The organism is Pseudomonas sp. NUPR-001 (assembly GCF_052147955.1).
In the GTDB taxonomy this organism is placed as follows: domain Bacteria; phylum Pseudomonadota; class Gammaproteobacteria; order Pseudomonadales; family Pseudomonadaceae; genus Aquipseudomonas.
In genome coordinates, this window is sequence record NZ_CP197353.1 from 814,007 (window position 1) to 836,828 (window position 22,822).

The following is a 22,822-nucleotide window of genomic DNA, read 5'->3' on the forward strand; positions in this document are numbered from 1 at the left end:
CGCGCGTTCGAAAGGGATTTACATTGATCCCAAATTGGGAACATTACTATGCATCTGGTTGGCAAGGACATACTCGATAGGCTGAGAGGGCGTGGACCAGAAATTGACACGTGGGTCAGCGCGTGGGTTGCTGAAATTATCCATGCGGTGTGGACGCAGGAATCTGATCTATTTGACCAGTTTCCCTCGGCAAAAGAGCGGAAGTCCGGTGTTTTTATTTTTGAAGTGAATTTAGCAAAGTGCTGGTTAGAGGTGAAAATTGTGTTTCCTCAAAAAATAGCCCTCATAACCGCGCTATTAGGTGCAGAAGAAATTGATGGACACTAAGGTCATAAAAACAGAAGAACAGCATCGAGCTTATCTGAGTGAAGTGGATAGGTTGATGTCAATGATGCCTAAGCCTGGTTCTTCAGAAAGTAATCGCCTTGAGGTTCTGATTCTTCTTATTGAAGATTATGAGAGTAAAAAACATCCGATAGATGCCCCTGACCCAATCGATGCAATTCTGTTTAGGATGCACGAGAGAAATTTAAAGCAAGCAGATTTGATTCCTTACTTTGGCACTAGAAGTAGGGTTTCGGAAGTTCTGGGTCGCAAACGACCCCTGACTGTTCCTATGATAAAGGCTCTCTCGGTCGGATTGGGGATTTCGGCAGAGACCTTACTTGGGTTATCCCATACAGAAGAAAAGAAATCGACCGACGAAGTTGACTGGTCTAGATTCCCAGTGAAAGAGATGGTTGCTAGGGGATGGATTGATAAAGCTATAGGGAAGGCCTCCAAAACTACTGAGGAAACGCTTCGGGAGTTCGTGTCCCTTATAGGATGGCAGTTCGGTGAGGCTGCATTCAGGCGTACACCATTGGGTGATGCATACTCACCGACTACGAAATATTCTCTGTATGTATGGCTTCTTAGGGTTATTCAACGTGCTAGAGAGAGTAGTCATCTTTTAGGTACATTTGACCAGAGTAAGCTGTCGAATTCATTTTTGAAGGATTTGGCCCAGTTGAGTTGGTTTGAGAATGGACCTCTCCTAGCTATCGAGTTTCTTAAGAAACATGGTATAGCAGTGATAATTGAACCTCATCTGAAGGGTACCATGTTAGATGGTGCTGCGTTGAAAGATGTAGATGGAACTCCTGTTATAGGTTTGACGCTTAGGCACGATCGATTAGATAACTTCTGGTTCACGTTGCTTCACGAAGTTGCACATATATGGAAGCATATTGGTAATGAAGAAGCTTTCCTAGATGACTTAGATGCTTCTTCAGAAGATAGAAGAGAGTCGGAAGCAAATCGAATAGCCAGAGAAGCTTGTATACCTAGGGTTACTTGGAAGCGCTCTGGCGCCTACTTAGATCCCAGCAGGGAAAATATAGATAAGTTATCCAGAGAGCTAAAGATACATCCTGCTATTATTGCAGGCAGAATCCAGCGAGAGAGAGAAAACTACCAGTTGTTTTCTGATTTGTTGGGGCGTGGCGAAGTTAGAAAAATGCTTTCTAATAATCTTAATGGTGAGTTATGAAACTTATTTACGTCCCAATTTTGAAAGCTAAACCTGGTGAGCTCACTGCTCTTGCCGAGCTAAAAAAGTTTGCGGCAGAAAAAATTGTACCTTGGTTCGATATTTCACCAGTTAACGATGATAAGTTAGAAAAGCTTAGCGGTCAGCTGTTTCCTCCGATCGAGTCCTATTTGAGCGGTATTGCTGCAGAGATCTCCACTGTTTGGAAAGGTCGTCAAATTTTCTTAGATATGCCAAAGTGGTCTACTAATGCTCAAACAGAGGGTGGGGAGCATGTTATTCCATTTCTTCGAAACCAGCTGGAATCGCTTCGCGTTAAAACAAATCTAGTTGTCGATTATGTCCGATGGGATGATCCTGTATACGTTAATGCGCTTCGTGGAGCTCGCCTATCCTCAGCGTGTGATTTTGTTCTGCGTCTTGTTATGGATTCAGATACCGTGGAGGAACTCTCTGAAGAGGATTTTGTATTAGAACGTCTGAATGAGATAACTGATACTTTGGACCTTGATCCAGTCCTTGTCATGGTTATGATCGACTTTGGAGACGTATCCTCCCAAAAGCACACTGTTCCTGATATTGTGTCTAAGTCGGAAAAAGCGATAGCTTTGTTGAAAAGAGCTGGATTTAATAATTTTAGAGTGGCGGGCTGTTCGCTTCCTGCTTTTATATCTTCGGCGATTAAGGATCAAAATAGCACTGGCTTGGTTCTTCGCAAAGAGATGTCTGCATGGAGAACTTTGGTTGTACAGCCGGGATTCGAGTCGCTTGGTTTTAGCGATTATGGCATCCGCGGTCCCAATTCTAAAGAGACAGGTGGGCCGTCGAATGCGAACGGAAAAATTCGTTATACCATTCAGGAAGAGATGTTCATCGCTAGAGGTTACCCTCTGACAGAGGGGCTCAAAGGTGTTCAGCATCAGGAGCTTGCAAGGTTAGTTATTGCATCAGGTCACTGGGCTACAGAAAAGTTCAGTTGGGGTGACAATGAGATTTATCGTTGTAGCCAGGGTGAATTTTCGGGGACGTCTTCAGATTGGATCTCTATTGACACCAACCACCATATACACTCGGTTGTGCATGAGGTAATAGAGTATAAAGAACTTGTTGCTGCAAAGCATGCGAGGCAGTTTGTATGAAGCTGTTGTTTTAATTTGCTTTTAATTGGCCGTTCAGGCGAATAGCTGAAACAGCATGTTACAGCTTTTCGTGCATGAAGTATCTTCAGTGATTTAGGTTTTGTATTTTAGCCAATCGCGGATATGGTTTGTGCGGGGTAGGTATGCATACGATATGTAGTGATTTCAATTAGTTTGTAATTAGTAACAACAAATTAGAATGATTGTAAATTTCTGAGCTATGAAAAATGGGATTACTTGCAAGTAAATATCGTGCGCTACAACCTACCTTTGAGTATCTGACAGATAAAGTTGTGCTTGCTCAAGCCTGGAAAAAGGCGCATCAGTATATTCGGTCGACGAATTGGTACGCTGACAATTTTGAGCTCGATAGGTCTGCACTAGATCTAGATGAACGTCTCAATCATTGGATTGCAGAATTAAAGAGCCCTGAATTTTCTTTCGACGCATTACGGCTAGTGCCTGCGCCTAAAGCTGAGCGTTGGGCTTTTGTTAAGGCTCAAGATCTAAATGTATTAGATATGGGGTTGCACGATTGGACTTTTGATGCATCAGAAACTTATACTCATAGATGGTCTCCCGAGGCAAAAAAACCGAAACCACTTAGACCTTTAGCCCATGTTTCCATTCGTGATCAATGCTTACTGATGGCGCTCATGATGTGCTTGGTAAATAAGGTCGAATCTAGTCAAGGTAATGCGGCTACACCTCTAAATGAAGTCCACCAGAAAAAATAGTGAATTATGGTAATCGCCTCTATTGTCAGTTCAAGGGCTCTGATGCGACATTCGCATGGGGTAACAGTACGAGCTATAGTAAGTACTTTTCGGATTACCAAAAATTCCTTGCCAGGCCTTTATATTTTGGGGCGGAGGCGCTGCAGCAGAAGCACAAGGGGCAACAAGTCTTTGAAGTTCATTTAGATATAGCTAAGTTTTACGATAATATAGATCGTAACAAGTTAGTGTCTGGTATTAGAGACCTGTGTGATAACAATCAAGATCCGATCGTTGAGCGGTTGCTAGAAAGCCTTGTTAGTTGGAAGTGGGACGAAGCTAGTCCAGCTATTTATGAAGAAGTATGCAAAAGTGATCAAGAAAATATTCCAAGTGGGATCCCGCAGGGCTTGGTTGTGGGTGGTTTTCTAGCGAATATTTATCTTTTGAATTTTGATGAGGTGGCTCAGGCTCTAATAGGTCAAGATCTTTCGGATAAAATCCGTCTTGTAGATTACTGTCGCTATGTCGACGATATGAGATTGATTCTGTTAGTGGACGACGGTATTCGTTCGGAAGAAATTAGGTCTGTGATTGATGAAAAGATAGGTTGCTATCTTCTAGCGCTTGGCCTGAAATTCAATCATGATAAGACTAAAGTAGAGAAGTTTATATATAAGCGTTCTGGAATTTCTACGAAACTTAAGGATATTCAAAGCAAGGTCAGCGGCCCGTTATCTGCCTCGGAAGTAGATGAGCAGCTTGGTCATCTGGAGGGACTGATTGGTCTGGCGGACAGTCTGCGAGACTCCCAAACTGATCAGGATAACACCAACCCGCTTGCAATTATCGAAGCGCCTAGTAATGACGTTCGTGATGACACGCTGTTACGATTTTCGGCTAATAAGATTCATTCCTTGTTGAAGCAAAAGCGAAGTTTTTTTTCGCAAGAACTAGATGAAAATGGTAACCCTAAACCAGGAACCTGGGATTACCTACAGGAAAGGATGGCCCGAAAATTTATTTCATGTTGGAGTAAAGATCCATCTTTAACTCTTTTGTTGAAAAAAGGATTAGAGCTATTTCCAGATAAGCGAATCCTGAAGCCTGTGTTGGGTCAGCTAATGTCGGTCGCTCAGCGTGAGGCTGAAGTCCACCAACAGCAAGTTGCTCAATATTGTTTGGGGGAGATTTTTCGTCATGCGGCAACAGTAATACACACAAAAGATAAATGGACATTTCCAGCGCATGCTGACACAAATGGTTTTTTTGAGCACCTGCAAAATCTAGCGGTAGATATCATTTCTTCTTCGTCTGCTCATAAAAATCTTATTGATCAGGCAATGTTTTATTGCTTGGTTAGGAATGACTCTCCCTTAGATCAAGATACAAATAGTGATGATTTTAATGTCATTACAAAGATGATGAAGGGATATCGTAATACTTCAGCAAAAATGAGTGCCGCCGATTTTGTGGCAAATGCACTTCTATCCTATCAGTTGTCGTGTGATAAGGGATTGGTCGTTCGTGCTGTCAGTTGTTTGCTAGAAAAGGCTTTTGCAAAGATTTTTCCTTTTCCTGCCGGTAGTCTATGTAGATTAGATGTAAAAATATTTTGCAAAAAAATAGCTGTTGAGTCACCAGCTTTTTTGTCTGCCTTAGCTGATTATGCAAAAAATAACGATTGCCGTTGGATATCTGAATGCAAAGACGTTATGGAAAAGGCCGGCCTATTTCAGTTGGCCATTACCGGCGACCTTAACCGTTTTAATGGAAAGCCTATTTCATTACTTGGGGTTGTCAAAAGGTCAGATAATCCGTTTGCACATGAGAATTCCGCTCTTGCTTTGTTGCAGGCATTGCTGAGTGGTGGTGACTTCGATTGTGAATTGGGTTCTTTAACTGAATATTCGTTAGATCTCATTTCTAATATTGATCTAGGGAAGTGTACGATAACATGCTCAAACTGGGGCAAGATTCAGTCGTTGGATGTTCGATTCAGTATCGTGATTGACTTCGATGAAGATCCGATATTTCCTTTGCCGGAATGGATCGAGGAAAATCACAAGCCTCTATACAGGTTAGGCATCTTCCTCCGTAGTTGCTTAATGGGAAATGTTGACTGGTCTTCAATGAGCTCTGCTGACTCAAGTCAGGCTCGATATATAGGTTTGAGATCGAGTTTTGTGAAGCGTCAGTTAGGCATGATGCACTCTCCTGAAGCTTTGAATGGTGAGACGGCACCTATGTCTAACTGGGTTTCCAGTCTTTTGTTTGCTTTACTGCAATGGCCGGGAACCAATTTGCACGAGGGGAATTATGAATGGCCAAAAATTTGGGATATTAAATCCCTTCAGAAATTAACAATTGAGCGCTTGAGGTATCAGAAGAAACTATTCTGTACGATGACAGGTATTCCTGCATATGTAGAAAGATTTAGCTTTGATTGGCAGAAAGACAAGAAGTCACTAAAGGTTGTTATGGTCCAATCTTTGTTGCCATTGAAGGGCGACTTCCAAGAGCATGGGCTTATGTTGGATACACCAAAATATAGGTCTAGACACCGTAGGCACATAGCTTCTGTTGCTGAGTTGATTTTACACAAAGCTCATAGTCAGCGTAGTATTGATGATCTTAACTACAAAGATAGTAGTATAGATCTTATAATTTGGCCGGAATTATCAGTTAGTGAACAAGATACTGATATTTTGCATCAGCTCGCGAATAAAACTGGGGCAATGATCTTTACAGGTTTAACTTTTATGAAGCTTCATGGGGTGGAGGGTCCTAATAATGTAGCAAAATGGCTCATACCTCAAAAGCTTTCAGCGGGTAAGAAATTTATAAGTAGGCTTCAGGGTAAGTTTAATATGATGAAGGACGAAGTAGGCAAGGTGAAACCTTGGCGCCCTTATCAGCTGTTAATTGAGTTAGTTCACCCGGCTTTTCCGAAGGATAAAGGATTTACGCTCTCGGGGTCAGTATGCTACGATGCTACTGATATAAAAATTAGTGCTGATTTGAAAGATAAGTCGGATGCATACTTGGTCGTTGCATTGAATCAAGATGTGACCACATTTGATTCAATGGTGGATGCTTTGTATTATCACATGTACCAGCATGTTGCGCTGGTTAATACTGGTGAGTTTGGCGGTTCGGTTGCAAAGGCGCCATATAAAGAGCGCTATGATAAACTTATAACTCATGTTCATGGTTCTAATCAAGTGTCGATATCTTCTTTTGAAATGAACATGTTTGATTTTCGCAGCGTTGGGTCTAGTTATAGGTCTGGTAAAAAGGTAAAAACTAAACCTGCAGGGTGAGCTGGCTTGTTATAGGAAGTTTTTAAAGGCGTTTTGTTTTTCAAGGCGCTTTATTATTAGTCTGATGGTGATTTTATAGTAATTCCAAGTGGCTTCGCTTCGGCCATTTCTTTTGTTTGCAAGAAACCAAGCAATATGTTTGCGTTTCCAGGCCCATGGATTATCTCTACTCCACCGATCAGCGATTGCTGCTTGAATTGTCTTCGCCTGGCAAATGTGGCGTTGGCGGGTGGAGTAAGAACCGGTCAAAACGCTTGCCAGGAATAGGTCCATGTCGAATGACTTACTCATGCGCGCCCTCCAATGTAGGCAGCTACCACATCGACTCGACCGTGCCCCAGTTCATAGCTGATTTGCCTTCGTGCCTCACGATCAAGGTTCTTATCTACGAGGTAATACTGGCCTCCGTTGATAGGGGCACAGTGTTGGGTGATTTGTTCATAGCGCTCACATGCGTATGCCGCTCGCAGCTCATGGAAGCCTTTTAGGTTGTGTGCATGCAGGATGCACCGCACAGGGCGGATGATTTTTTGCAGAAAATTCAGATAGCTTTCGTCTGGCGCAATTAGGTTGTGGCTACCAGCAGGCGACACCTGCCGTGCAAACCCAAGCGCACCTCGAATATGGTCGTCCACCGCAATCCAACGCGGTGCCGAAGCGCCGGAACGACCGCCTTTGGTGCCATCCTGAATATTAATTCTGCCTAGGTCGTTAGCCTCACGGGTTAGCCGTGGCAGGTCAGCCAAGATGGTCTCACGCAGGCGCATGCCTGTGGCTCGCGCCAACAATACGATCGCGGCGGCCAGTCTCTGGTCACGACTGCAAAGCGCATCGACGATTTGCTCAACCTGTTTGCGATTCTGGCCCTGAGGGACTGCGTGACGAACCCCGCTGCGCTGCATACCCAACGCCTTGCTCGGACTGGGCAACTTCACGTACTGATCACCGCGAAGCGCTGCCATGGTTCTGTTAACGCTGGATAGCCGGTTTTGTGCGGTGCTGACGGCGAGATCACCACGCCTAACAATGTCGCGCAGATACGCCGCATAGTCGGCCAATACCTTTCGATCAATCTGCCGCGCATCATTGATACCGGGGCCCTGATCGGAGCGGCACCACTTCACGAATGCCTGCCACCGATCACAGTGCGCTTTGACCGTGCCGTAGTGGCCTCCGCCAAACATGTCTTTCAGCGCCTGCGGCCCTGCATAGCTCAGTTGCCTGCCGTAACCGAAATTACGACCATCGCGTCTACCCACCAATGCCATGTCAGTCACCTCATCAGCCGATCTCCGATCCTCGCCCCACGTCATCCCGCCAAGAATGCTGAGTGTTATCAGGGATCAAGGCCCCTGCGACCTGTGGGGAATGTCCTCTACGCGGGACTGGCGGCTCCTTACGACCGGGAGCAAGGGCATCTCATGACCTGGCCTCCTGAACACCGTTACCGGTGGGCGGGTGGAGGCAGCGCTGGCTGACGAGACCAGCGCCTGAAGATCCTGAGCCAGGTGCAAGCAGCAATGCGATGACCGGGGCATGCCTGACTGTCAGTCAGGTGCAGTCCATTCCTTGGTCTGCGGCACCATCATCTACAGCGCTGTTGCTGGTGACATCGGCGTTTGTCACGCCGATTGTCACGAGGGGGAATGCCGCAAAGCCTTGTGCAATGAGGGCTGCAGCAGTGGTAGAAGTGCCCGTCTCTTTCCAGAAGAAAGAGACGGGCGCAGGTTGGCGCAATATTCGGCCAAGCGGATAGGTTGCTGCAGGGCAGCGAGGTACGGTGTGTCTGGCGCACGAGCGCTATAGGTATAAGAGCATCCATCACATGGGTAGTGACCGGGCGAGCTGCCGGATGCGAATCGCCCTTGGGCTGAACCACCGCCAGAGCGGCGTGACCTTTAAGGCTCGGGTCACCTGGGGTGCTGTCATCGACAGCCTTTGCACGGCCAGTTCTACGCCTGTGGATAAACCCGGTCAAGGGCCGAAATTAAGCGCCCTTGAGGACGTGAAAAGCGGTTATCCATCGGTGGAATTACTTGGTAAATCCCGGACAACGTCGTGGCTTTTAGCTCTTCAAAATGAGGTCCATCCAAACAGGGCGGCTTTGCAGCCCTGTTTGGATGGACCCGCGCTGAGAAGCAGATAAGCGAGGCTGCTTGCCCCGAATCTTGGACGTTCAGTTGTTTCCGCAATTCTTGCGCCGTACAGAGCTAGCGGATCGGTACCACGTTCTTGTCTCTGACTTGACCGTATGCTGAGGCAAGCAGGCTGCCGGTGGCGGCTTTCTGGATGTACTCACTCCACCAGGCCATCATCGGTCGTCTGCGTTCAATGTAGTCGGCTCGGTTGTAGGCGCTGCGCACCTCATCCTTGTCGACATGCGCCAGTGCGACCTCAATGAGTTCGGGGTCCCACCCATGTTCATTCAAGATGGTGCTGGCCATCGAGCGCATACCGTGGCTGACCAATCGATCCTGAAAGCCCATGCGTTTCAATGCCATGTTGGCGGTCTGGCTATTGGCGTGGGTGCGTGGATTTCTATCGGCCGGGAAGACGTATTCGCGATGGCCGCTGTGAGTCTTCAGTGACTCCAATAGTGCGACAGCATGATCACTCAACGGGATGCTGTGTGGACGGCGCTTCTTCATACGCTCCGGTGGGATAGTCCAGACACGCCTTTCGAAGTCAATGTCTGCCCAGCGAGTAGTCGCCGCCTCGGCGGGGCGGGTCATCGTGTGCAACTGCCATTCGATCAGGCAGCGGGTGGTGCGTTTGATGCTGGCGTTCGCGATCTCCAGCATGAGCTCCGGGAGCTCTTCGGGTGGAAGCGCAGCCATGTTCTCTTTTTTGGGCTTCTTGAAGACTGCCCTGATGCCGTTGAGCGGGTTGGCGAAGATCAGGCCGGAGTTTACGCCGTAGGTCATGATCTCATTTAGTCGCTGGCTGAGACGCTTGACCGTCTCCAGGCTGCCTTTCGCTTCGATTGGGCGAAGCAATGCGATCACCATCGGAGCGGTGATCTTCGTCAGTGGCGTCGTCTTCAAATCGGGGAACACGTGCAGCGTGAGCGATCGCCAAATGTCCTCGGCGTAGGCCGGGGTGACCGAGTCTTTCTTGAGTTCAAACCAGGCGGTGGCCACGTTCTCGAAGGTGTGTTCGGTTTCCGCGCGTTTGGCTTCATTCAACGTATTGCGCTGCACCTTCGGATCGATGCCTTGAGCGAGCAGCTCGCGGGCTTCGACTGCCTTCTTTCGTGCGTTCGCCAGTGACAGTTCGGGGTAGGTCCCGAAGCCAATGTTGATGCGCTTCTTGGTCACCGGTTCGCGGTAGTTGAAATTCCACAGCAACGAGCCGTTGCTGCGTACGCGGAGCTGCAAACCGTCACCGTCAGTGAGGACATAATCCTTGGACGCGGGTTTGACTCCTTTGAGCTGTCGATCGGAGAGGCGGAGGTTTTGAGCAGGCATGAGATTGTCCTCAAGCACTGATTCGGTATTCCAAAGATTAGCAGCGGATGAGCTGGAATACCGTCTGGAATACCCGAATGGCTGGAACTCAAAAACTCTTGAAAGACCGCAAAAGCGCTGGAGGCCGCGGATTTACTGGGTCGCAGGCACAAAAAAAGACGTCCGTGGACGTCTTTTTTTGATCATTTGGTGGAGCCGGGGGGATTTGAACCGCCGTTTGCGCGTAGGTAAAAATGTTTAAAGCCAAGAAGTGAAAGGTTTACGCATGATTGCTGACGTTTAATATGCCACCAACAAGGCGATTCGGTTGGTACGCGAGCGCTAGAGAAACACAACAGACGCAAGGATGCAGCAATGGCAGTAAAAGCGCTGGTATACGGTTGGGCCAGCTATCTAGTTATAGCGTGGGTCACCAGCCTAGGCATTTTCTACAGCGATATCGCACTCAGCAGTGATCTGCACCAATGGCTGCCAGTTATTGCACGCGCTCAAGACTATTTCGTTGCGCACGGGCAGTTGGACTTTTTGAAGAAAACCGCCTGGATTTACGAAAAAGACCTCGTGCTTCTGGCAATCATGCTGGTTTGGCTTACCCTGGTCTGCCGGTTTTCGCTGCGTGTGAGTGCAATTGGTTTCCTCAGGATGGCCAACTACAGAAAAAACTACCTTGGGCTGCTTCTCTTGTTCGGGGCGGGCATTGTGATCACGGCAGCCATTCTTGGGCCGGACATGGAACGGTCCACTTTGGGTATTTTCAGCAACAAGCTGTACCGCTTCAGTGTTTTGTTTGGCGCGTTCCATAACACGCTGCTTCTACCTACGCTGGTACCCCTCATAGCATTTGGCTTGAGCGGTTTTCTGGAGCCGATCAAAGAGCGCACCTCAGAGTGCTCTAAGCCAACCTGATGCAACCGAAGTACATTATGCGAGCCTTCTTGAAATAGTCTGCGCGTGTGAATTCAGCGAGCGTTTAGGCCGGCTTCTTTCAGAATTAACCGATACCCTGTAGTCCATTTCCGATTCATACTCCCGCAGCCTTCAAGCCATTGCGATGGTTCCTTTGGCGCTCTAGTCTCCCCGAGTCGTTGCCAATTCAGCGACCGGTTTTGACAGACCGCATCAAATGGAACCATCTGTGCAATCGCGTAATGGCGGCTGTGCGTGGGGCACCTTCGTGTGCGCCGGGTTTCTTCGTTTACCGGTCTGTCAACCCGCGTACAGCTGCCACCCCTTTGTTTGACAGCATGTGTGTGGCAGCTCCACTAAACGGAGTTAGACCTAATGCTGAAAATAGTTCCAGACCCGCCGATTCATCCGAACCATTCCCTCGAAGACATCCTCGTCCAGGTTACCGAGCACCTGATCTGCGCCCTGACAGTGGCTCAGCAAACCGTCCTGTTGCATGCCAGCCCACCCGGCCAGGTGCTGACCATGGCGGCCATGCATGAAATCGATAATGCCCGTGCTTTGGTGGATGTGGCGTTGAGTAGGGTTCAGTTGCTGCATTGATGTTGCGGTGAACTGGCTCGGTTGGGGGCGGGTTTGTCCCGTGATTGCGGTCTGTCTGGGGCATCGTATCGCGGGGCAAGCCCGCTCCCACAGGTGGTGCAAGACAGTTGCTCCCACCGGGGCTGTGCAGATTCTTAGCATGTGGGAGGCGATGGCTAATGCTGGGCAGCCAAGGAGGTTGGGATGGAGGATGAAGCAGGCAGGGGCTGTGTTTGTGGGCTGAAGACGGTAGGTGTTGGTTCATTCGGTGACGGCGAGGGCGGGGCGGGGGCCGGGCGGTTGTTTCGGGTTGAGCCGGGGCATTCAGCCGCGTTTGTGCTGGAACAGGCGACGCTGCTGATGGGCTGTGCGCAACAGCTGACGCTGGATGCCAGTATCGAACAGGAGGGCGCATCGAGCTGGGCTGCGCATTTTTTGATCGGAATGGCCAAGGCGCTGGTCGAGGACTTGGCGCATAGCTTGCCAAGCTCAACTTAGATTTCAGGCATAAAAAAAGACGCCCGTGGGCGTCTTTTCAGTGTTTGGTGGAACCGGGGGGATTTGAACCCCCGTCCGCCAGTGCTCCGCTGTCGGTACTACATGCTTAGCCGTGTCTATTGAGTTAATCCGCAGCCGCCCGACGGGCAGGGTGCTTTGGACGAGTTGTGTAAGTTTTAGCCGCTTCGTCCACAACGTACTGCACGGCGATCCTGTTCTGTATGACAATCACTTCGGGTTTACAGGCATCCCCTAGTGATTGCTGGAGCCGAAGCTACCAGGAGAGCGGGCTCAGCTGCTTACGCAGCGAGAGCGTAACCCTCGTAGTTTTCGTCATTGGCAACTATAGAAAGTTGCAACAGTGGATTTACGAGTTCTGTTACCAACTCGGCATGCACCTAGAGTTTCACGACCGGCGTCGAATCCTAATCGGCCCCATGTGTTGCGCTCTAGCTGAAGCGTTTTTCAACGCTTGTGAGGGAGTATACGCCATCGGTCGGGCGACGTCGACTGCGGTTCCAGTCGCCCTGCCAATTGACTACTGACCGCCTTTATCAACTTTCTCCAGGCGCTCAATTATTTTGCTGGTGATGGCGATGCAGTCTTTGTCGTTGCCAGCAGCCTGGGCCTTCTTGGCATCGTCGACATCAGTATTGATGGTCTTGTCCAACCCTTCCGAGGTGGCGCCAGCCATGGCCATCATGTTGTCGATTTTCTGCAGGTTGGTTGCACACAGGTCGTCAGCGGCAAATACCGGTGAAGCCAGCAGTGCGGCGCTCAAGAACAGTCCGGAAATCGCAGTACGCTTCATGTGAATCTCCTTGGCGGGATGGCCTTGGGAGGTAGGCCTTACTGGGTGGACTGCGGTGCTTTTCGGGGGTTCAGATTAATTTGATTGTGGGGTTCGCGGGGCAAGCCCGCTCCTACAGATGGCTGTGGGAGTGGGGTTGCCTGCTATGCATTCAAATTGTTCGTGCCCGGGTCACGCGGTCCACCAGATAAACTAGTCCGTGGTAATCAATCCCGCCATGATTCGACAGGCCGATTTCACAGGTGCGGCTGGTGGAGATCCCTTCGTTGCAGTACTGCACGGCGTCTTTGAGGTTGCGTAGCGAGTGGGCGTTGAGCTCGGGGGTGGTGAAGCCTTTGTCGCCGGCAAAGCCACAGCAGTGGATGCCTTCTGGAATCACCACCTGTTTGCTGCAGCGCCGCGCCAGGTCGATCAGGGCCTGGCTTTCGCCCAGGTGCTGGGTGCTGCAGGTCACGTGCACGGCAATCGGTTCGTCCTGGGGGGTGAATTCCAGTTTGTCGAGCAAGTGGGTGCGGATGAAGCGCACCGGGTCGTAGAGGTCCAGGCGGGTTTCGGCCAGGTCTTGCACCAGGCGCAAGGTGCACGGGCTGGTGTCGCAGTAGATCGGATCAAGCCCGCCGCGGCTGGCGTGGAGCAGGGCGTTGATCAGTTCCTGGCGTTTGTGTTCGGCCTGCTCGGCGTAGCCTTTGGAGGCGAACGGTTGGCCGCAGCACAAGTTGTCCTGGTTGTCCGGGAATACCACTTGGTAACCGGCTTTTTCCAGTAGGGCGCGGGTTTTGTCGAGCAGCGAGGTTTGCTCGCGGTCGGCTGCCGCCGGGCCCATCACTCGCGACACGCAGGCGGCCAGGTACACCACCCGCGGCCGGGCATCGTTGCTGGCGGGGCTAAGCGAAACGGTTTTGAGCGGTTGCGGCATGGCTGCTGTCCATTGCGGCAGGCGGCCATGGCTGATTTTGCTCAGGTGGCTGCTCAGGCGACTCAGGCGTGGCGCGCCGAGTAGTTTGCGTGCGCCGTTGGCAGCTCGCAGGGTAAAGCGTGCGCCGCTAAGTGCAGTGTGGAAGTTTTCCGCCAGCCAATCGGCGGCTTTCACATGTTCCGCAGCCTGGCCGCGCAGCTTTTTCACCAGCTCGCCGGTGTTGATCCCGACCGGGCAGCGCTGGGCGCACAAGCCGGTGGCCGCGCAGGTGTCGATGCCTTGGTACTGGTAGTCACGTTCGAGCTGACGGGTGTCGCTGCCCGCGCGTTTTTTTGCCTGGATGTCACGCCACATGACGATACGCTGGCGGGGGCTGAGGGTTAGTCCTTTCGACGGGCACACCGGTTCGCAGAAGCCGCATTCGATGCACTTATCGACGATCTCGTCGGCGGCGGGCAGCGGTTTGAGGTTCTTCAGGTGCAGTTGCGGATCGTCGGTCAGCACCACGTCGGGGTTGAGGATGCCGGCAGGGTCGAGCAAGCGCTTGAGCTGCCACATCAGTTGATAGGCATCGCTGCCCCATTCCAGCTCGACGAAGGGCGCCATGTTGCGGCCGGTGCCATGTTCGGCCTTGAGCGAGCCGCCGTATTCCACAGCAACCAACTGGGCGACTTCGTCCATAAAGGCCGAGTAGCGCGCGACCTGCTCAGGTGAGTCAAAGCCCTGGGTGAAGACGAAGTGCAGGTTGCCTTCCAGCGCGTGGCCGAACAGGATCGCTTCGTCGTAGCCGTGCTTGTCGAACAGGGCGATCAGGCGGTTCACGCCTTCGGCCAGTTTCTCGACCGGGAAGGTTACGTCTTCGATGATCACGGTGGTGCCGGTTTCGCGCACGGCGCCAACGGCGGGGAAGGTGTCTTTGCGGATGCGCCAGAGCTGGTTGTACACCACCGGGTCTTCGCTGAAGTCCACCTGCTTTTCCACCGGGAACTGGGCGATGGAGGCGCTGATCTGCGCCAGTTGCTCGTGCAGCAACGATTGCGTCGCGGCGCGGGATTCGATGAGCAGGGCGCAGGCGTTGGCCGACAGGCTCTTCACCCACGTCGGCATGCCTTGCATGTTCTCCACCGAGCGCAGGCTGCGGCGGTCGAGCAGTTCGACGGCGGACACCGGCTGCTGCTTGAGTACCGGCACGGCATTGCAGCAGGTTTCGACATCGGGGAAGACGATCAGCGCACTGGCTTTGTGCGGGTGGTCCGGCACGGTGTTGTAGGTCACCGCGCTGATAAAGCCCAGGGTGCCTTCCGAGCCCACCATCAGGTGAGTGAGGATATCCAGCGGTTCGTCGTAATCGACCAGCGCGTTCAGCGACAGGCCGGTGGTGTTCTTCAGTCGGTATTTGTGGCGAATCTTGGCGGCCAGCTCGGTATTGGCGCGAGTCTGGCGGCCCAGTTCGCTCAGTTGATCGAGCAGTGCCCCGTGGCTTTGCCGAAAGCTTGTAACGCTGTCGGCCAGCTCGCTGTCGAGCAGGGTGCCATCGGCGAGCAGCAGGCGCATGCCGGCCAGGGTGTGGTAGCTGTTTTGCGCGGTGCCGCAGCACATGCCGCTGGCGTTGTTGGCGACAATGCCGCCAATTTTGCAGGCGTTGATCGAGGCCGGGTCGGGGCCGATCTTGCGTCCGAACGGGGCCAGCCAGGCGTTGGCCTGGGCGCCGATCACACCCGGTTGCAGGCGAATCTGTGTACCGCCGTGGCGAATGTCGCTGCCATTCCAGTTGTCACCGAGCACCAGCAACACCGAATCACTGACCGCCTGGCCAGACAGGCTGGTGCCTGCGGCGCGGAAGGTGACCGCCACCTGATGGGCGTGTGCGGCTTTGAGCAGGGTGGCGACTTCTTCTTCGCGCTCGACGCGGATCACCAGTTTAGGGATCAGGCGGTAGAAGCTGGCGTCGGTGCCGAAGGCCAGGGTCGAGAGCGGGTCGTCGAAACGTCGCTCGCGGGGAATCAGGTGTTCAACCGTGTCGAGGAACGCGGCGGGCAGACTCATGCAATCTCCTCGCGGGGCCGCGGCATCTGACGCGCCGTGTGCCCCGGTCAATCAGGCGGTGATTGGTGCGGGCGCGGCAATCACGCGCCCAGTTCGCGTACCAGCGAGTCGCGGGTGATCTCGCTGATGGTCTTGGCACCAGTGAGTACCATGGCCACGCGCATTTCTTTCTCGAACAGATCCAGCAGGTTCTTCACCCCGGCTTCACCGGCAGTGGCCAGTGCATAGAGGAAGGCCCGGCCAATCAGCACGGTGTCGGCACCGAGGGCGATCATGCGCACCACATCCAGGCCGCTGCGAATGCCGGAGTCGGCAAGAATCTTCAGGTCGCCTTTCACAGCATCGGCAATCGCTGGCAGGGCGCGGGCGCTGGACAGCACGCCATCAAGCTGACGGCCACCGTGGTTGGACACGACGATGCCATCGGCACCGAATTTCACCGCGTCTTTGGCGTCCTGCGGGTCAAGGATGCCCTTGATCACCATGGGGCCGTCCCAGAATTCGCGAATCCATTCCAGGTCTTTCCAGGAAATCGATGGGTCGAAGTTATTGCCCAGCCAGCCGATGTAGTCGGCCAAGCCGGTTGGGCTACCGCGATAGGTAGAGATGTTGCCGAGGTCGTGCGGCTTGCCGAGCAAACCGACGTCCCAGGCCCATTGTGGGTGGGTCATGGCTTGCCAGACGCGACGCAGCGGCGCATTCGGGCCGCTCATGCCCGAGTGGGCATCACGGTAGCGGGCGCCAGGCACCGGCATGTCGACAGTGAATACCAGGGTGGTCACACCGGCCGCTTTCGCGCGCTCCAGCGCATTGCGCATGAAGCCACGGTCTTTGAGCACGTACAGCTGGAACCACATCGGCCGGTCGATCGCCGGGGCGACTTCTTCGATCGGGCACACCGACACCGTCGACATGGTGAAGGGGATGCCTTTGGCAGCGGCGGCACGGGCGGCCTGCACTTCGCCGCGGCGGGCGTACATACCGGTCAAGCCGACAGGGGCCAGGGCGACCGGCATGCTCAATGTCTCGTTGAACAGCTGGGTTTCCAGGCTCAGCTCGGACATGTTTTTCAGCACGCGCTGGCGCAGGGCGATGCCGGCCAGGTCTTCGACGTTGTGGCGCAGCGTGTACTCGGCGTAAGCACCACCGTCGGCGTAGTGGAACAGAAACGGCGGCAGCTTGCGTTGCGCTGCAGCGCGGTAGTCGGTAGAGGCAGAAATGATCATGTGGTCTCGCTGCGTCGGTTGAAAGGGCGGATGCCGGGCGCGCTCATTCGCGCCCGGCCTCAGTCACTTTAGTGAACCAGCATGCCAGTCAGCCAATAAGCCTGAACCAGAGTGATCAGGCCGACGATGGTGGCGAAGAACAGGCTGTGTTTGAGGGTGAAGCGGAACAGGTCCGATTCTTTGCCGACCAGGCCGGTGGCCGCGCAGGCTACCGCGATCGATTGTGGCGAAATCATTTTGCCGGTCACGCCGCCGCTGGTGTTGGCGGCAACCAGCAAGGTGTCGTTGACGCCGATCTGATGCGCGGTGGTGGCTTGCAGTGAGCTGAACAGGGCGTTCGACGAGGTGTCGGAGCCGGTCAGGAACACGCCCAGCCAGCCGAGGAACGGCGAGAAGAACGGGAACGCCGCGCCAGTGCCAGCCAGTACCAGGGCCATGGTCGAAGACATGCCCGAGTAGTTGGTGACGAAGGCGAAAGCCAGGACCATGCCGATCGACAGAATCGGCCAGCGCAGTTCAACGAAGGTCTCTTTCAAAGTGGTCAGACCAGTTTTGAAATTAATCTTCAGGACCAACATCGAGATCAGCGCCGAGAAAAAGATTGCGGTACCGGTGGCGGAAATCGGGTCGAGTTTGAATACCGCAGGCATTGCCGTCGCATTGGTAACGATTGGCGCCGTTTTGATCACCAGTTGATCAAGGTGCGGGATGGCAAAGTTGAACACCCAGCTGTACATCGAGCCGCCAGCCGCGAAGGCTGCTTTGAACGGCTTCAAGGTCCAGATGGTGACTAGTACGGTGAGGATCAGGAACGGCGACCATGCCTTGAAGATTTCACCGAAGCTGTACGGCGAAGGCTGGCTGCCACCGGCATTGACCACTGCGGCGCCGACGCTGCCGGTTGCGGTGGTGAACGAACGCTTGGGCTGCCAGACCTTGAGGAACAGGGTCAGCGAAATCAGGCTGGCCAGTGCCGAGGTGATGTCTGGCAGTTCAGGGCCGATGAAGTTCGAGGTGAAGTACTGGGTCACCGCGAAGCTCAGGCCGGCAACCAGGGCGGCAGGCCAGGTTTCTTTGACGCCACGCAGGCCGTCCATCATGAACACCAGCCAGAACGGTACGAACAGCGACAGCAGTGGCAGCTGGCGGCCGGTCATGGCACCGATGTGGAAAGCGTCGATACCGGTAACCTGACCGGCAACAATGATCGGGATGCCCAGGGCGCCGAAGGCCACCGGGGCGGTGTTGGCGATCAGGCACAGACCGGCTGCGTACAGCGGGTTGAAGCCCAGGCCTACCAGCAGGGCGGCAGTAATCGCCACTGGTGCGCCGAAACCTGCTGCACCTTCCAGGAAGGCACCGAAGCAGAAACCGATCAGCAGCACCTGCAGGCGTTGGTCATCGGTGATCGACAGTACAGAGCTGCGGATCACTTCGAACTGGCCACTCTTGACCGTCAGTTTGTAGAGGAACACCGCGGCAACGATGATCCAGGCGATCGGCCACAGGCCGTAGGCAAAACCGTAACCGGCGGCGGCAAACGCCATGTCGGCAGGCATCTGGAAGGCGAAGATCGCGACCAGAATCGACAAGCCAAGGGTGATGCTACCGGCGACGTGTCCTTTCAAACGGAACACGGCCAAGGCAAGGAAGAAAAATACGATCGGGATGACTGCCGCGAGTGCGGACAGACCAAGACTACCAAGCGGGCTGTAGAGCTGTTGCCAGGTTTGCATATGGGGTGGCCCCTAATTGTTGTTGGTCAGCACTGGCATTGGATAATTGGTAAGACCAATTTACAATGACGAGGCGCTAGGTTAAAAGCCTCGTTGTGGGTGTGTCAATTTGTCCCAAGAAAACTTTTGTCGGATGGGCGTAGGAACAAGGGCCTGAGCGGCACGGAAAGTTGCGATCTGATGGGTGTCGTCAGCGTGCGGATAGGCCAGAATAGACAGCCCCGAACGCACTCGGGATTGTGGAGAGCATGTGATGGTTTTTGATCAGGTCCGCCAACGCCGTTTGTCCGACGATATTGTCGAGCGGCTTGAGGGGATGATTCTTGAAGGCACCCTGAGTGCCGGTCAGCGCCTGCCTGCCGAACGGACGCTGGCCGAACAGTTCGGGGTGTCGCGGCCATCGCTGCGCGAAGCGATCCAGAAGCTGGTTGCCAAGGGCTTGCTCGTCAGCCGCCAAGGCGGGGGTAACTATGTGGCGGATTCACTGGGGTCGACCTTCAGTGACCCCCTGTTGAAATTGCTCGAAGGCAGCCCCGAAGCGCAGCGCGATTTGCTGGAATTCCGGCATACCCTGGAAGCATCGTGTGCCTATTACGCGGCGATCCGCGCAACCGAACCTGACCGCCTGCGGCTCAAGGCGGCGTTCGATACCTTGCAGGATTGCTACACCCGCCACGACGAAGTCAGCCGGGCGGAAGAGGGCGTTGCCGATGCCAGTTTTCATCTGGCGATTGCTGAGGCCAGCCACAATGCGGTGTTGCTGCATACCATCCGCGGCTTGTTCGACCTGCTCAAGCGCAACGTGGTGACCAACATCGGTGGCATGTACAAGCAGCGCGCAGAAACCCGCGACATGCTGATCAGTCAGCACCGTGACCTGTACTTGGCGATTGTCGAAGGGCGTGCCGAAGATGCACGCGAAGTGTCCAGCCGACACATTCTGTATGTGCAGGAAGTGCTTGATGAAGTGCGTGAGGAAGTGCAGCGCACCGCGCGTGCCGAGCGGCGTAGTGGGCGTTGAGTAAGTGCGCAATCGCGGGGCAAGCCCGCTCCTACAGCCGGTAGGAGCGGGCTTGCACCGCGATCAAGGAATCAATCTTCCTTGCCTTTGTTCCGCACAGCCCGCTGCAATTCGCGATCAGAATCCCGCTCACGCTGAGTATCGCGCTTGTCGTATTCCTTCTTGCCCTTGCCGAGTGCGATCTCGCACTTGATCAGGTGCTTGCTCCAGTAAATCGACAAGGCTACGCAGGTGTAGCCCTTTTGCTGGACGGCCGCATGCAGGCGCTCCAGCTCACGACGATTGAGCAGCAGTTTGCGGGTGCGTGTCGGGTCGGCGATAACATGCGTACTGGCGGCTGTCAGTGGCGTGATATGGCTGCCCATCAGCCAGGCCTCGCCATCTTTGAGCACCACGTAGCTGTCCGTCAGATGCGCCTTGCCGGCACGCAGACTTTTTACTTCCCAACCGGACAGGACCAATCCGGCCTCGAACTTATGCTCGATGAAGTAATCGTGTCGCGCCTTTTTATTCTGCGCGATGGTCCCTGTCGGATGTTTCTTTTGTTTAGCCATAGGGGCGGCATTATAGGCAGTCGTTGCGCTGTCGGCTATGGGGTAGCAGTGCGCTTGAGCCTGTGAGTTGAATCCCGGACAATGCGCGCTCTTTTTTTTGCACAGTTGAGCGTGTTGATGTCGACGGACAAGGTTTCTGTCCATGGTGGCTGGGCCAGTCGCTGGGTATTCGTGCTGGCGGCAACCGGCGCTGCGGTGGGGTTGGGAAGTATCTGGAAGTTTCCCTACATGGTCGGCGTCTACGGTGGCGGTGCCTTTGTTCTGGTGTTTCTCGCCTGCATCGCCCTGATCGGTATTCCGGTGATGCTCGCCGAAACCTTGATCGGCCGCCGCACCCGGCAAAGCCCGGCCAACGCCCTGCGTGACCTGGCGGTAGAGGCTGGGCATTCACCGCGTTGGTCCTGGTGGGCATTCGCCGGGATGATCACCGCGCTGTTGATCCTGTCGTTCTATAGTGTGGTGGGCGGCTGGTCGTTCGACTACATCATCAATATGGGGCGCGGCGACTTCCAGGGTGTCACCGCGGATCAGGTCGGCGGCTATTTCAACGGTGTTATCAGTGACCCTTGGCGTCTGGTGCTGTGGCATAGCCTGTTCATGCTGCTGTCGGCGCTGGTGATCGCCCGGGGCGTGGTGGCCGGGCTGGAAAAGAGCCTGCGGATCATGATGCCGCTGCTGTTTTTGCTGCTGGTTATCCTGCTGGGGTATAGCCTGACTACCGGGCGCTTCATGCAGGGCCTGCATTTCATGTTCGATTTCGACACCTCGCGCCTGATGGATGGCCTGCTGCCCGCTATGGGGCATGCCTTCTTTTCCCTGAGTGTCGGGGTGGGCTCGCTGTTGATCTACGGCGCCTACATGCCCAAAGGCTCCTCCATCGGTGGCACCATTGTTGCCGTTGCCTTGCTTGATACCTTTGTATCGCTGCTGGCCGGCCTGGCGCTGTTTCCGATCGTATTTGCCGCTGGCTTGAACCCCAGCGAAGGGCCGGGGCTGATGTTTGTCGCCTTGCCATTTGCATTCGGTAATGTGGCCTTTGGCCAATTGATGGGCGTCGTATTCTTTGTTTTAGTGGCGGTAGCGGCCTGGAGTTCGGCGATTTCGCTGCTCGAACCCATGGTGGCTTACCTGGTGGAGCGCACCGGCGTTCGGCGTGGCTGGATTACCACCTGGCTGGCGTTCAGTTGCTGGCTGGTGGGGCTGGGAACGGTGTTTTCGTTCAACATCTGGCAGCAGGCGCGCTTCTTTGTGAGTGACGACAGTGGATTCCAGCTCTATCAATGGGGCGCAAGCGGTGGCTTGGATTTCTTTGGCGTCATCGACTTTTTCACTTCGCGGATCATGTTGCCGCTGGGTGGTTTGTGTTTTGTGATATTCGCTGGTTGGATCATGGGGCGTGAGGCCGTGCGCGATGAATTGGCGATGCGCAGCCCGCTGCTGTTTGCTCTTACCTTCTTCTTGATGCGCTACGTGGCGCCCCTCGGCATTCTGATTGTGTTTGCCGCTCAGCTTTGGAAGTGACACCTGGATGACTACCCATATTCAACGTTCGGCCCTGCTGCCCTATCCGGCGCAGGCGTTGTACGACCTGGTCAACGATGTTGCGAGCTATCCGGAGTTTCTGCCCTGGTGCTCCGCCAGCACCGTGCATGAGGCGAGCGACACGCTGATGCGCGCCACCTTGGAGGTGGCGAAAGGGGGCATGAGCCAGAAGTTTGTTACGCGCAATGTCTTGGTGCCGGGGCAGTCCATTGAGATGAACCTGGAAGAAGGGCCGTTCAACCAGCTGCACGGCTTGTGGATCTTCAAACCGTTGGGCGACAAAGCCTGCAAGATCAGCCTGGACCTGTCTTTCGACTATGCCGGGCCTCTGGTGCGGGCAACGCTCGGGCCGCTGTTCAACCAGGCTGCCAACACGCTGGTCGATGCCTTCTGCCAGCGAGCCAAGCAGATCAATGGCTGAGGCGTTGGTGCAGGTTGAGGTGGTTTATGCAACCGCTGAGCAGCAATGGTTGCTGACGCTTGAAGTGGCTCCTGGCACCACGTTGCGCGAGGCGGTGCGGATGTCAGGAATCGCCGAGCAGGTGGCGGGGTTGGATATAGAAGCCTGCCCGCTTGGTATCTTCGGTAAGGTCGTTGCTGAGAGTGCGCAACAGGTGGTTGCTGAAGGTGACCGTATCGAGCTGTACCGGCCTTTGCTGGTAGACCCCAAAGAAATACGCAAGCAGCGTGCGGCCAAGGTGGCCAGGGTGTTCAAGAAAGCCAAGCGTTAATGGTTGTGTGTAGGGGCGGGCTTGCCCCGCGAGGCGGTGTGACTGACAAACCGCAATCGCGGGGCAAGCCCGCTCCC

Annotated in this window: 20 protein-coding genes and 1 other RNA gene; 12 read left to right on the forward strand and 9 right to left on the reverse strand. The window is 53.9% G+C overall.

Annotated features, from left to right (window positions below; translation table 11 throughout):
- Positions 1-48 precede the first annotated feature (48 nt).
- The 5 genes from ACP6KB_RS03810 to ACP6KB_RS03830 all read left to right on the forward strand — a co-directional run bounded on the left by ACP6KB_RS03810 (position 49) and on the right by ACP6KB_RS03830 (position 6,709).
- The gene (locus tag ACP6KB_RS03810; protein WP_027915442.1) at positions 49-327 is read left to right on the forward strand and encodes a type II toxin-antitoxin system HigB family toxin; all 279 of its coding nucleotides are present in this window, start codon (positions 49-51) and stop codon (positions 325-327) included.
- The gene (locus ACP6KB_RS03815; protein ID WP_176683250.1) at positions 317-1,531 is read left to right on the forward strand and encodes an ImmA/IrrE family metallo-endopeptidase; all 1,215 of its coding nucleotides are present in this window, start codon (positions 317-319) and stop codon (positions 1,529-1,531) included. Before ACP6KB_RS03810 ends, ACP6KB_RS03815 begins: the two co-directional genes overlap by 11 nt.
- On the forward strand, positions 1,528-2,670 hold the full coding sequence (locus ACP6KB_RS03820; protein ID WP_442112122.1) for a beta family protein: 1,143 nt from the start codon (positions 1,528-1,530) through the stop codon (positions 2,668-2,670). Before ACP6KB_RS03815 ends, ACP6KB_RS03820 begins: the two co-directional genes overlap by 4 nt.
- 227 nt (positions 2,671-2,897) lie before the next feature.
- Entirely contained in the window at positions 2,898-3,407 is a 510-nt protein-coding gene (locus ACP6KB_RS03825; RefSeq protein WP_442112123.1) for a hypothetical protein, read from the forward strand.
- Complete coding sequence (locus ACP6KB_RS03830; protein WP_442112124.1) at positions 3,407-6,709, forward strand: RNA-directed DNA polymerase; 3,303 nt, start codon at positions 3,407-3,409, stop codon at positions 6,707-6,709. The genes ACP6KB_RS03825 and ACP6KB_RS03830 overlap by 1 nt, the downstream gene beginning before the upstream one ends.
- Before the next feature lie 9 nt (positions 6,710-6,718).
- Here ACP6KB_RS03830 and ACP6KB_RS03835 read toward each other — a convergent pair whose 3' ends face one another.
- The 3 genes from ACP6KB_RS03835 to ACP6KB_RS03845 all read right to left on the reverse strand — a co-directional run bounded on the left by ACP6KB_RS03835 (position 6,719) and on the right by ACP6KB_RS03845 (position 10,176).
- Positions 6,719-7,000: a hypothetical protein gene (locus ACP6KB_RS03835; protein ID WP_442112125.1), complete on the reverse strand. Its 282-nt coding sequence runs from the start codon at positions 6,998-7,000 to the stop codon at positions 6,719-6,721.
- Positions 6,997-7,977 carry an integrase domain-containing protein gene (locus ACP6KB_RS03840; RefSeq protein WP_317659929.1) on the reverse strand — a complete coding sequence of 327 codons (981 nt, stop codon included), beginning with the start codon at positions 7,975-7,977 and terminating at the stop codon, positions 6,997-6,999. Before ACP6KB_RS03840 ends, ACP6KB_RS03835 begins: the two co-directional genes overlap by 4 nt.
- A 942-nt stretch (positions 7,978-8,919) precedes the next feature.
- Positions 8,920-10,176, reverse strand: a complete 1,257-nt coding sequence (locus tag ACP6KB_RS03845; protein WP_442112126.1) for an integrase domain-containing protein — start codon at positions 10,174-10,176, stop codon at positions 8,920-8,922.
- Positions 10,177-10,530: 354 nt separating this feature from the next.
- Between ACP6KB_RS03845 and ACP6KB_RS03850 the strand changes: the two genes are divergently transcribed.
- The 3 genes from ACP6KB_RS03850 to ACP6KB_RS03860 all read left to right on the forward strand — a co-directional run bounded on the left by ACP6KB_RS03850 (position 10,531) and on the right by ACP6KB_RS03860 (position 12,162).
- The gene (locus ACP6KB_RS03850) at positions 10,531-11,082 is read left to right on the forward strand and encodes a hypothetical protein (protein WP_442112127.1); all 552 of its coding nucleotides are present in this window, start codon (positions 10,531-10,533) and stop codon (positions 11,080-11,082) included.
- A gap of 375 nt (positions 11,083-11,457) precedes the next feature.
- Positions 11,458-11,685: a hypothetical protein gene (locus tag ACP6KB_RS03855; RefSeq protein ID WP_442112128.1), complete on the forward strand. Its 228-nt coding sequence runs from the start codon at positions 11,458-11,460 to the stop codon at positions 11,683-11,685.
- 183 nt (positions 11,686-11,868) lie between these two features.
- Positions 11,869-12,162, forward strand: a complete 294-nt coding sequence (locus tag ACP6KB_RS03860; RefSeq protein WP_442112129.1) for a DUF3077 domain-containing protein — start codon at positions 11,869-11,871, stop codon at positions 12,160-12,162.
- A gap of 45 nt (positions 12,163-12,207) precedes the next feature.
- On the opposite strand, the gene ssrA is transcribed toward ACP6KB_RS03860, so the two are convergent.
- The 5 genes from ssrA to ACP6KB_RS03885 all read right to left on the reverse strand — a co-directional run bounded on the left by ssrA (position 12,208) and on the right by ACP6KB_RS03885 (position 18,897).
- Positions 12,208-12,599, reverse strand: a transfer-messenger RNA (tmRNA) gene (ssrA, locus tag ACP6KB_RS03865).
- A gap of 101 nt (positions 12,600-12,700) precedes the next feature.
- Complete coding sequence (locus ACP6KB_RS03870; RefSeq protein WP_442112130.1) at positions 12,701-12,973, reverse strand: hypothetical protein; 273 nt, start codon at positions 12,971-12,973, stop codon at positions 12,701-12,703.
- Between the two features lie 151 nt (positions 12,974-13,124).
- The gene (locus ACP6KB_RS03875; protein ID WP_442112131.1) at positions 13,125-15,935 is read right to left on the reverse strand and encodes an FAD-binding and (Fe-S)-binding domain-containing protein; all 2,811 of its coding nucleotides are present in this window, start codon (positions 15,933-15,935) and stop codon (positions 13,125-13,127) included.
- Between the two features lie 80 nt (positions 15,936-16,015).
- Complete coding sequence (lldD, locus tag ACP6KB_RS03880) at positions 16,016-17,161, reverse strand: FMN-dependent L-lactate dehydrogenase LldD (protein WP_442112132.1); 1,146 nt, start codon at positions 17,159-17,161, stop codon at positions 16,016-16,018.
- Positions 17,162-17,229: 68 nt separating this feature from the next.
- The gene (locus ACP6KB_RS03885; RefSeq protein WP_442112133.1) at positions 17,230-18,897 is read right to left on the reverse strand and encodes a lactate permease LctP family transporter; all 1,668 of its coding nucleotides are present in this window, start codon (positions 18,895-18,897) and stop codon (positions 17,230-17,232) included.
- Between the two features lie 253 nt (positions 18,898-19,150).
- Between ACP6KB_RS03885 and ACP6KB_RS03890 the strand changes: the two genes are divergently transcribed.
- The gene (locus ACP6KB_RS03890) at positions 19,151-19,918 is read left to right on the forward strand and encodes a GntR family transcriptional regulator (protein ID WP_442112134.1); all 768 of its coding nucleotides are present in this window, start codon (positions 19,151-19,153) and stop codon (positions 19,916-19,918) included.
- Between the two features lie 71 nt (positions 19,919-19,989).
- Here the strand turns inward: ACP6KB_RS03890 and smpB are convergent, their stop codons facing one another.
- Complete coding sequence (smpB, locus tag ACP6KB_RS03895; protein WP_028944546.1) at positions 19,990-20,472, reverse strand: SsrA-binding protein SmpB; 483 nt, start codon at positions 20,470-20,472, stop codon at positions 19,990-19,992.
- A 117-nt stretch (positions 20,473-20,589) separates the two neighbouring features.
- Between smpB and ACP6KB_RS03900 the strand changes: the two genes are divergently transcribed.
- From ACP6KB_RS03900 to ACP6KB_RS03910, 3 genes are read left to right on the forward strand one after another with little or no spacing between them, the layout of a single operon-like run.
- A complete protein-coding gene (locus ACP6KB_RS03900) occupies positions 20,590-21,993 on the forward strand; it encodes a sodium-dependent transporter (protein WP_442112135.1) in 1,404 nt (467 codons plus the stop codon).
- A 7-nt stretch (positions 21,994-22,000) separates the two neighbouring features.
- Positions 22,001-22,435, forward strand: a complete 435-nt coding sequence (locus tag ACP6KB_RS03905; protein WP_442112136.1) for a type II toxin-antitoxin system RatA family toxin — start codon at positions 22,001-22,003, stop codon at positions 22,433-22,435.
- Positions 22,428-22,745: an RnfH family protein gene (locus ACP6KB_RS03910; RefSeq protein WP_442112137.1), complete on the forward strand. Its 318-nt coding sequence runs from the start codon at positions 22,428-22,430 to the stop codon at positions 22,743-22,745. The genes ACP6KB_RS03905 and ACP6KB_RS03910 overlap by 8 nt, the downstream gene beginning before the upstream one ends.
- Positions 22,746-22,822 lie beyond the last annotated feature (77 nt).

Excerpts from the sequence above, each read along its gene's own strand:
- ACP6KB_RS03900 (WP_442112135.1), top strand. The coding sequence starts at position 20,590 with ATGTCGACGGACAAGGTTTCTGTCCATGGTGGCTGGGCCAGTCGCTGG.
- ACP6KB_RS03855 (WP_442112128.1), top strand. The coding sequence starts at position 11,458 with ATGCTGAAAATAGTTCCAGACCCGCCGATTCATCCGAACCATTCCCTC.
- smpB (WP_028944546.1), bottom strand. The coding sequence starts at position 20,472 with ATGGCTAAACAAAAGAAACATCCGACAGGGACCATCGCGCAGAATAAA.
- ACP6KB_RS03835 (WP_442112125.1), bottom strand. The coding sequence starts at position 7,000 with ATGAGTAAGTCATTCGACATGGACCTATTCCTGGCAAGCGTTTTGACC.
- ACP6KB_RS03885 (WP_442112133.1), bottom strand. The coding sequence starts at position 18,897 with ATGCAAACCTGGCAACAGCTCTACAGCCCGCTTGGTAGTCTTGGTCTG.
- ACP6KB_RS03820 (WP_442112122.1), top strand. The coding sequence starts at position 1,528 with ATGAAACTTATTTACGTCCCAATTTTGAAAGCTAAACCTGGTGAGCTC.
- ACP6KB_RS03840 (WP_317659929.1), bottom strand. The coding sequence starts at position 7,977 with ATGGCATTGGTGGGTAGACGCGATGGTCGTAATTTCGGTTACGGCAGG.
- ACP6KB_RS03870 (WP_442112130.1), bottom strand. The coding sequence starts at position 12,973 with ATGAAGCGTACTGCGATTTCCGGACTGTTCTTGAGCGCCGCACTGCTG.
- ACP6KB_RS03850 (WP_442112127.1), top strand. The coding sequence starts at position 10,531 with ATGGCAGTAAAAGCGCTGGTATACGGTTGGGCCAGCTATCTAGTTATA.
- ACP6KB_RS03810 (WP_027915442.1), top strand. The coding sequence starts at position 49 with ATGCATCTGGTTGGCAAGGACATACTCGATAGGCTGAGAGGGCGTGGA.
- ACP6KB_RS03875 (WP_442112131.1), bottom strand. The coding sequence starts at position 15,935 with ATGAGTCTGCCCGCCGCGTTCCTCGACACGGTTGAACACCTGATTCCC.
- ACP6KB_RS03825 (WP_442112123.1), top strand. The coding sequence starts at position 2,898 with ATGGGATTACTTGCAAGTAAATATCGTGCGCTACAACCTACCTTTGAG.
- lldD (WP_442112132.1), bottom strand. The coding sequence starts at position 17,161 with ATGATCATTTCTGCCTCTACCGACTACCGCGCTGCAGCGCAACGCAAG.
- ACP6KB_RS03905 (WP_442112136.1), top strand. The coding sequence starts at position 22,001 with ATGACTACCCATATTCAACGTTCGGCCCTGCTGCCCTATCCGGCGCAG.
- ACP6KB_RS03815 (WP_176683250.1), top strand. The coding sequence starts at position 317 with ATGGACACTAAGGTCATAAAAACAGAAGAACAGCATCGAGCTTATCTG.
- ACP6KB_RS03860 (WP_442112129.1), top strand. The coding sequence starts at position 11,869 with ATGGAGGATGAAGCAGGCAGGGGCTGTGTTTGTGGGCTGAAGACGGTA.
- ACP6KB_RS03845 (WP_442112126.1), bottom strand. The coding sequence starts at position 10,176 with ATGCCTGCTCAAAACCTCCGCCTCTCCGATCGACAGCTCAAAGGAGTC.
- ACP6KB_RS03910 (WP_442112137.1), top strand. The coding sequence starts at position 22,428 with ATGGCTGAGGCGTTGGTGCAGGTTGAGGTGGTTTATGCAACCGCTGAG.
- ACP6KB_RS03890 (WP_442112134.1), top strand. The coding sequence starts at position 19,151 with ATGGTTTTTGATCAGGTCCGCCAACGCCGTTTGTCCGACGATATTGTC.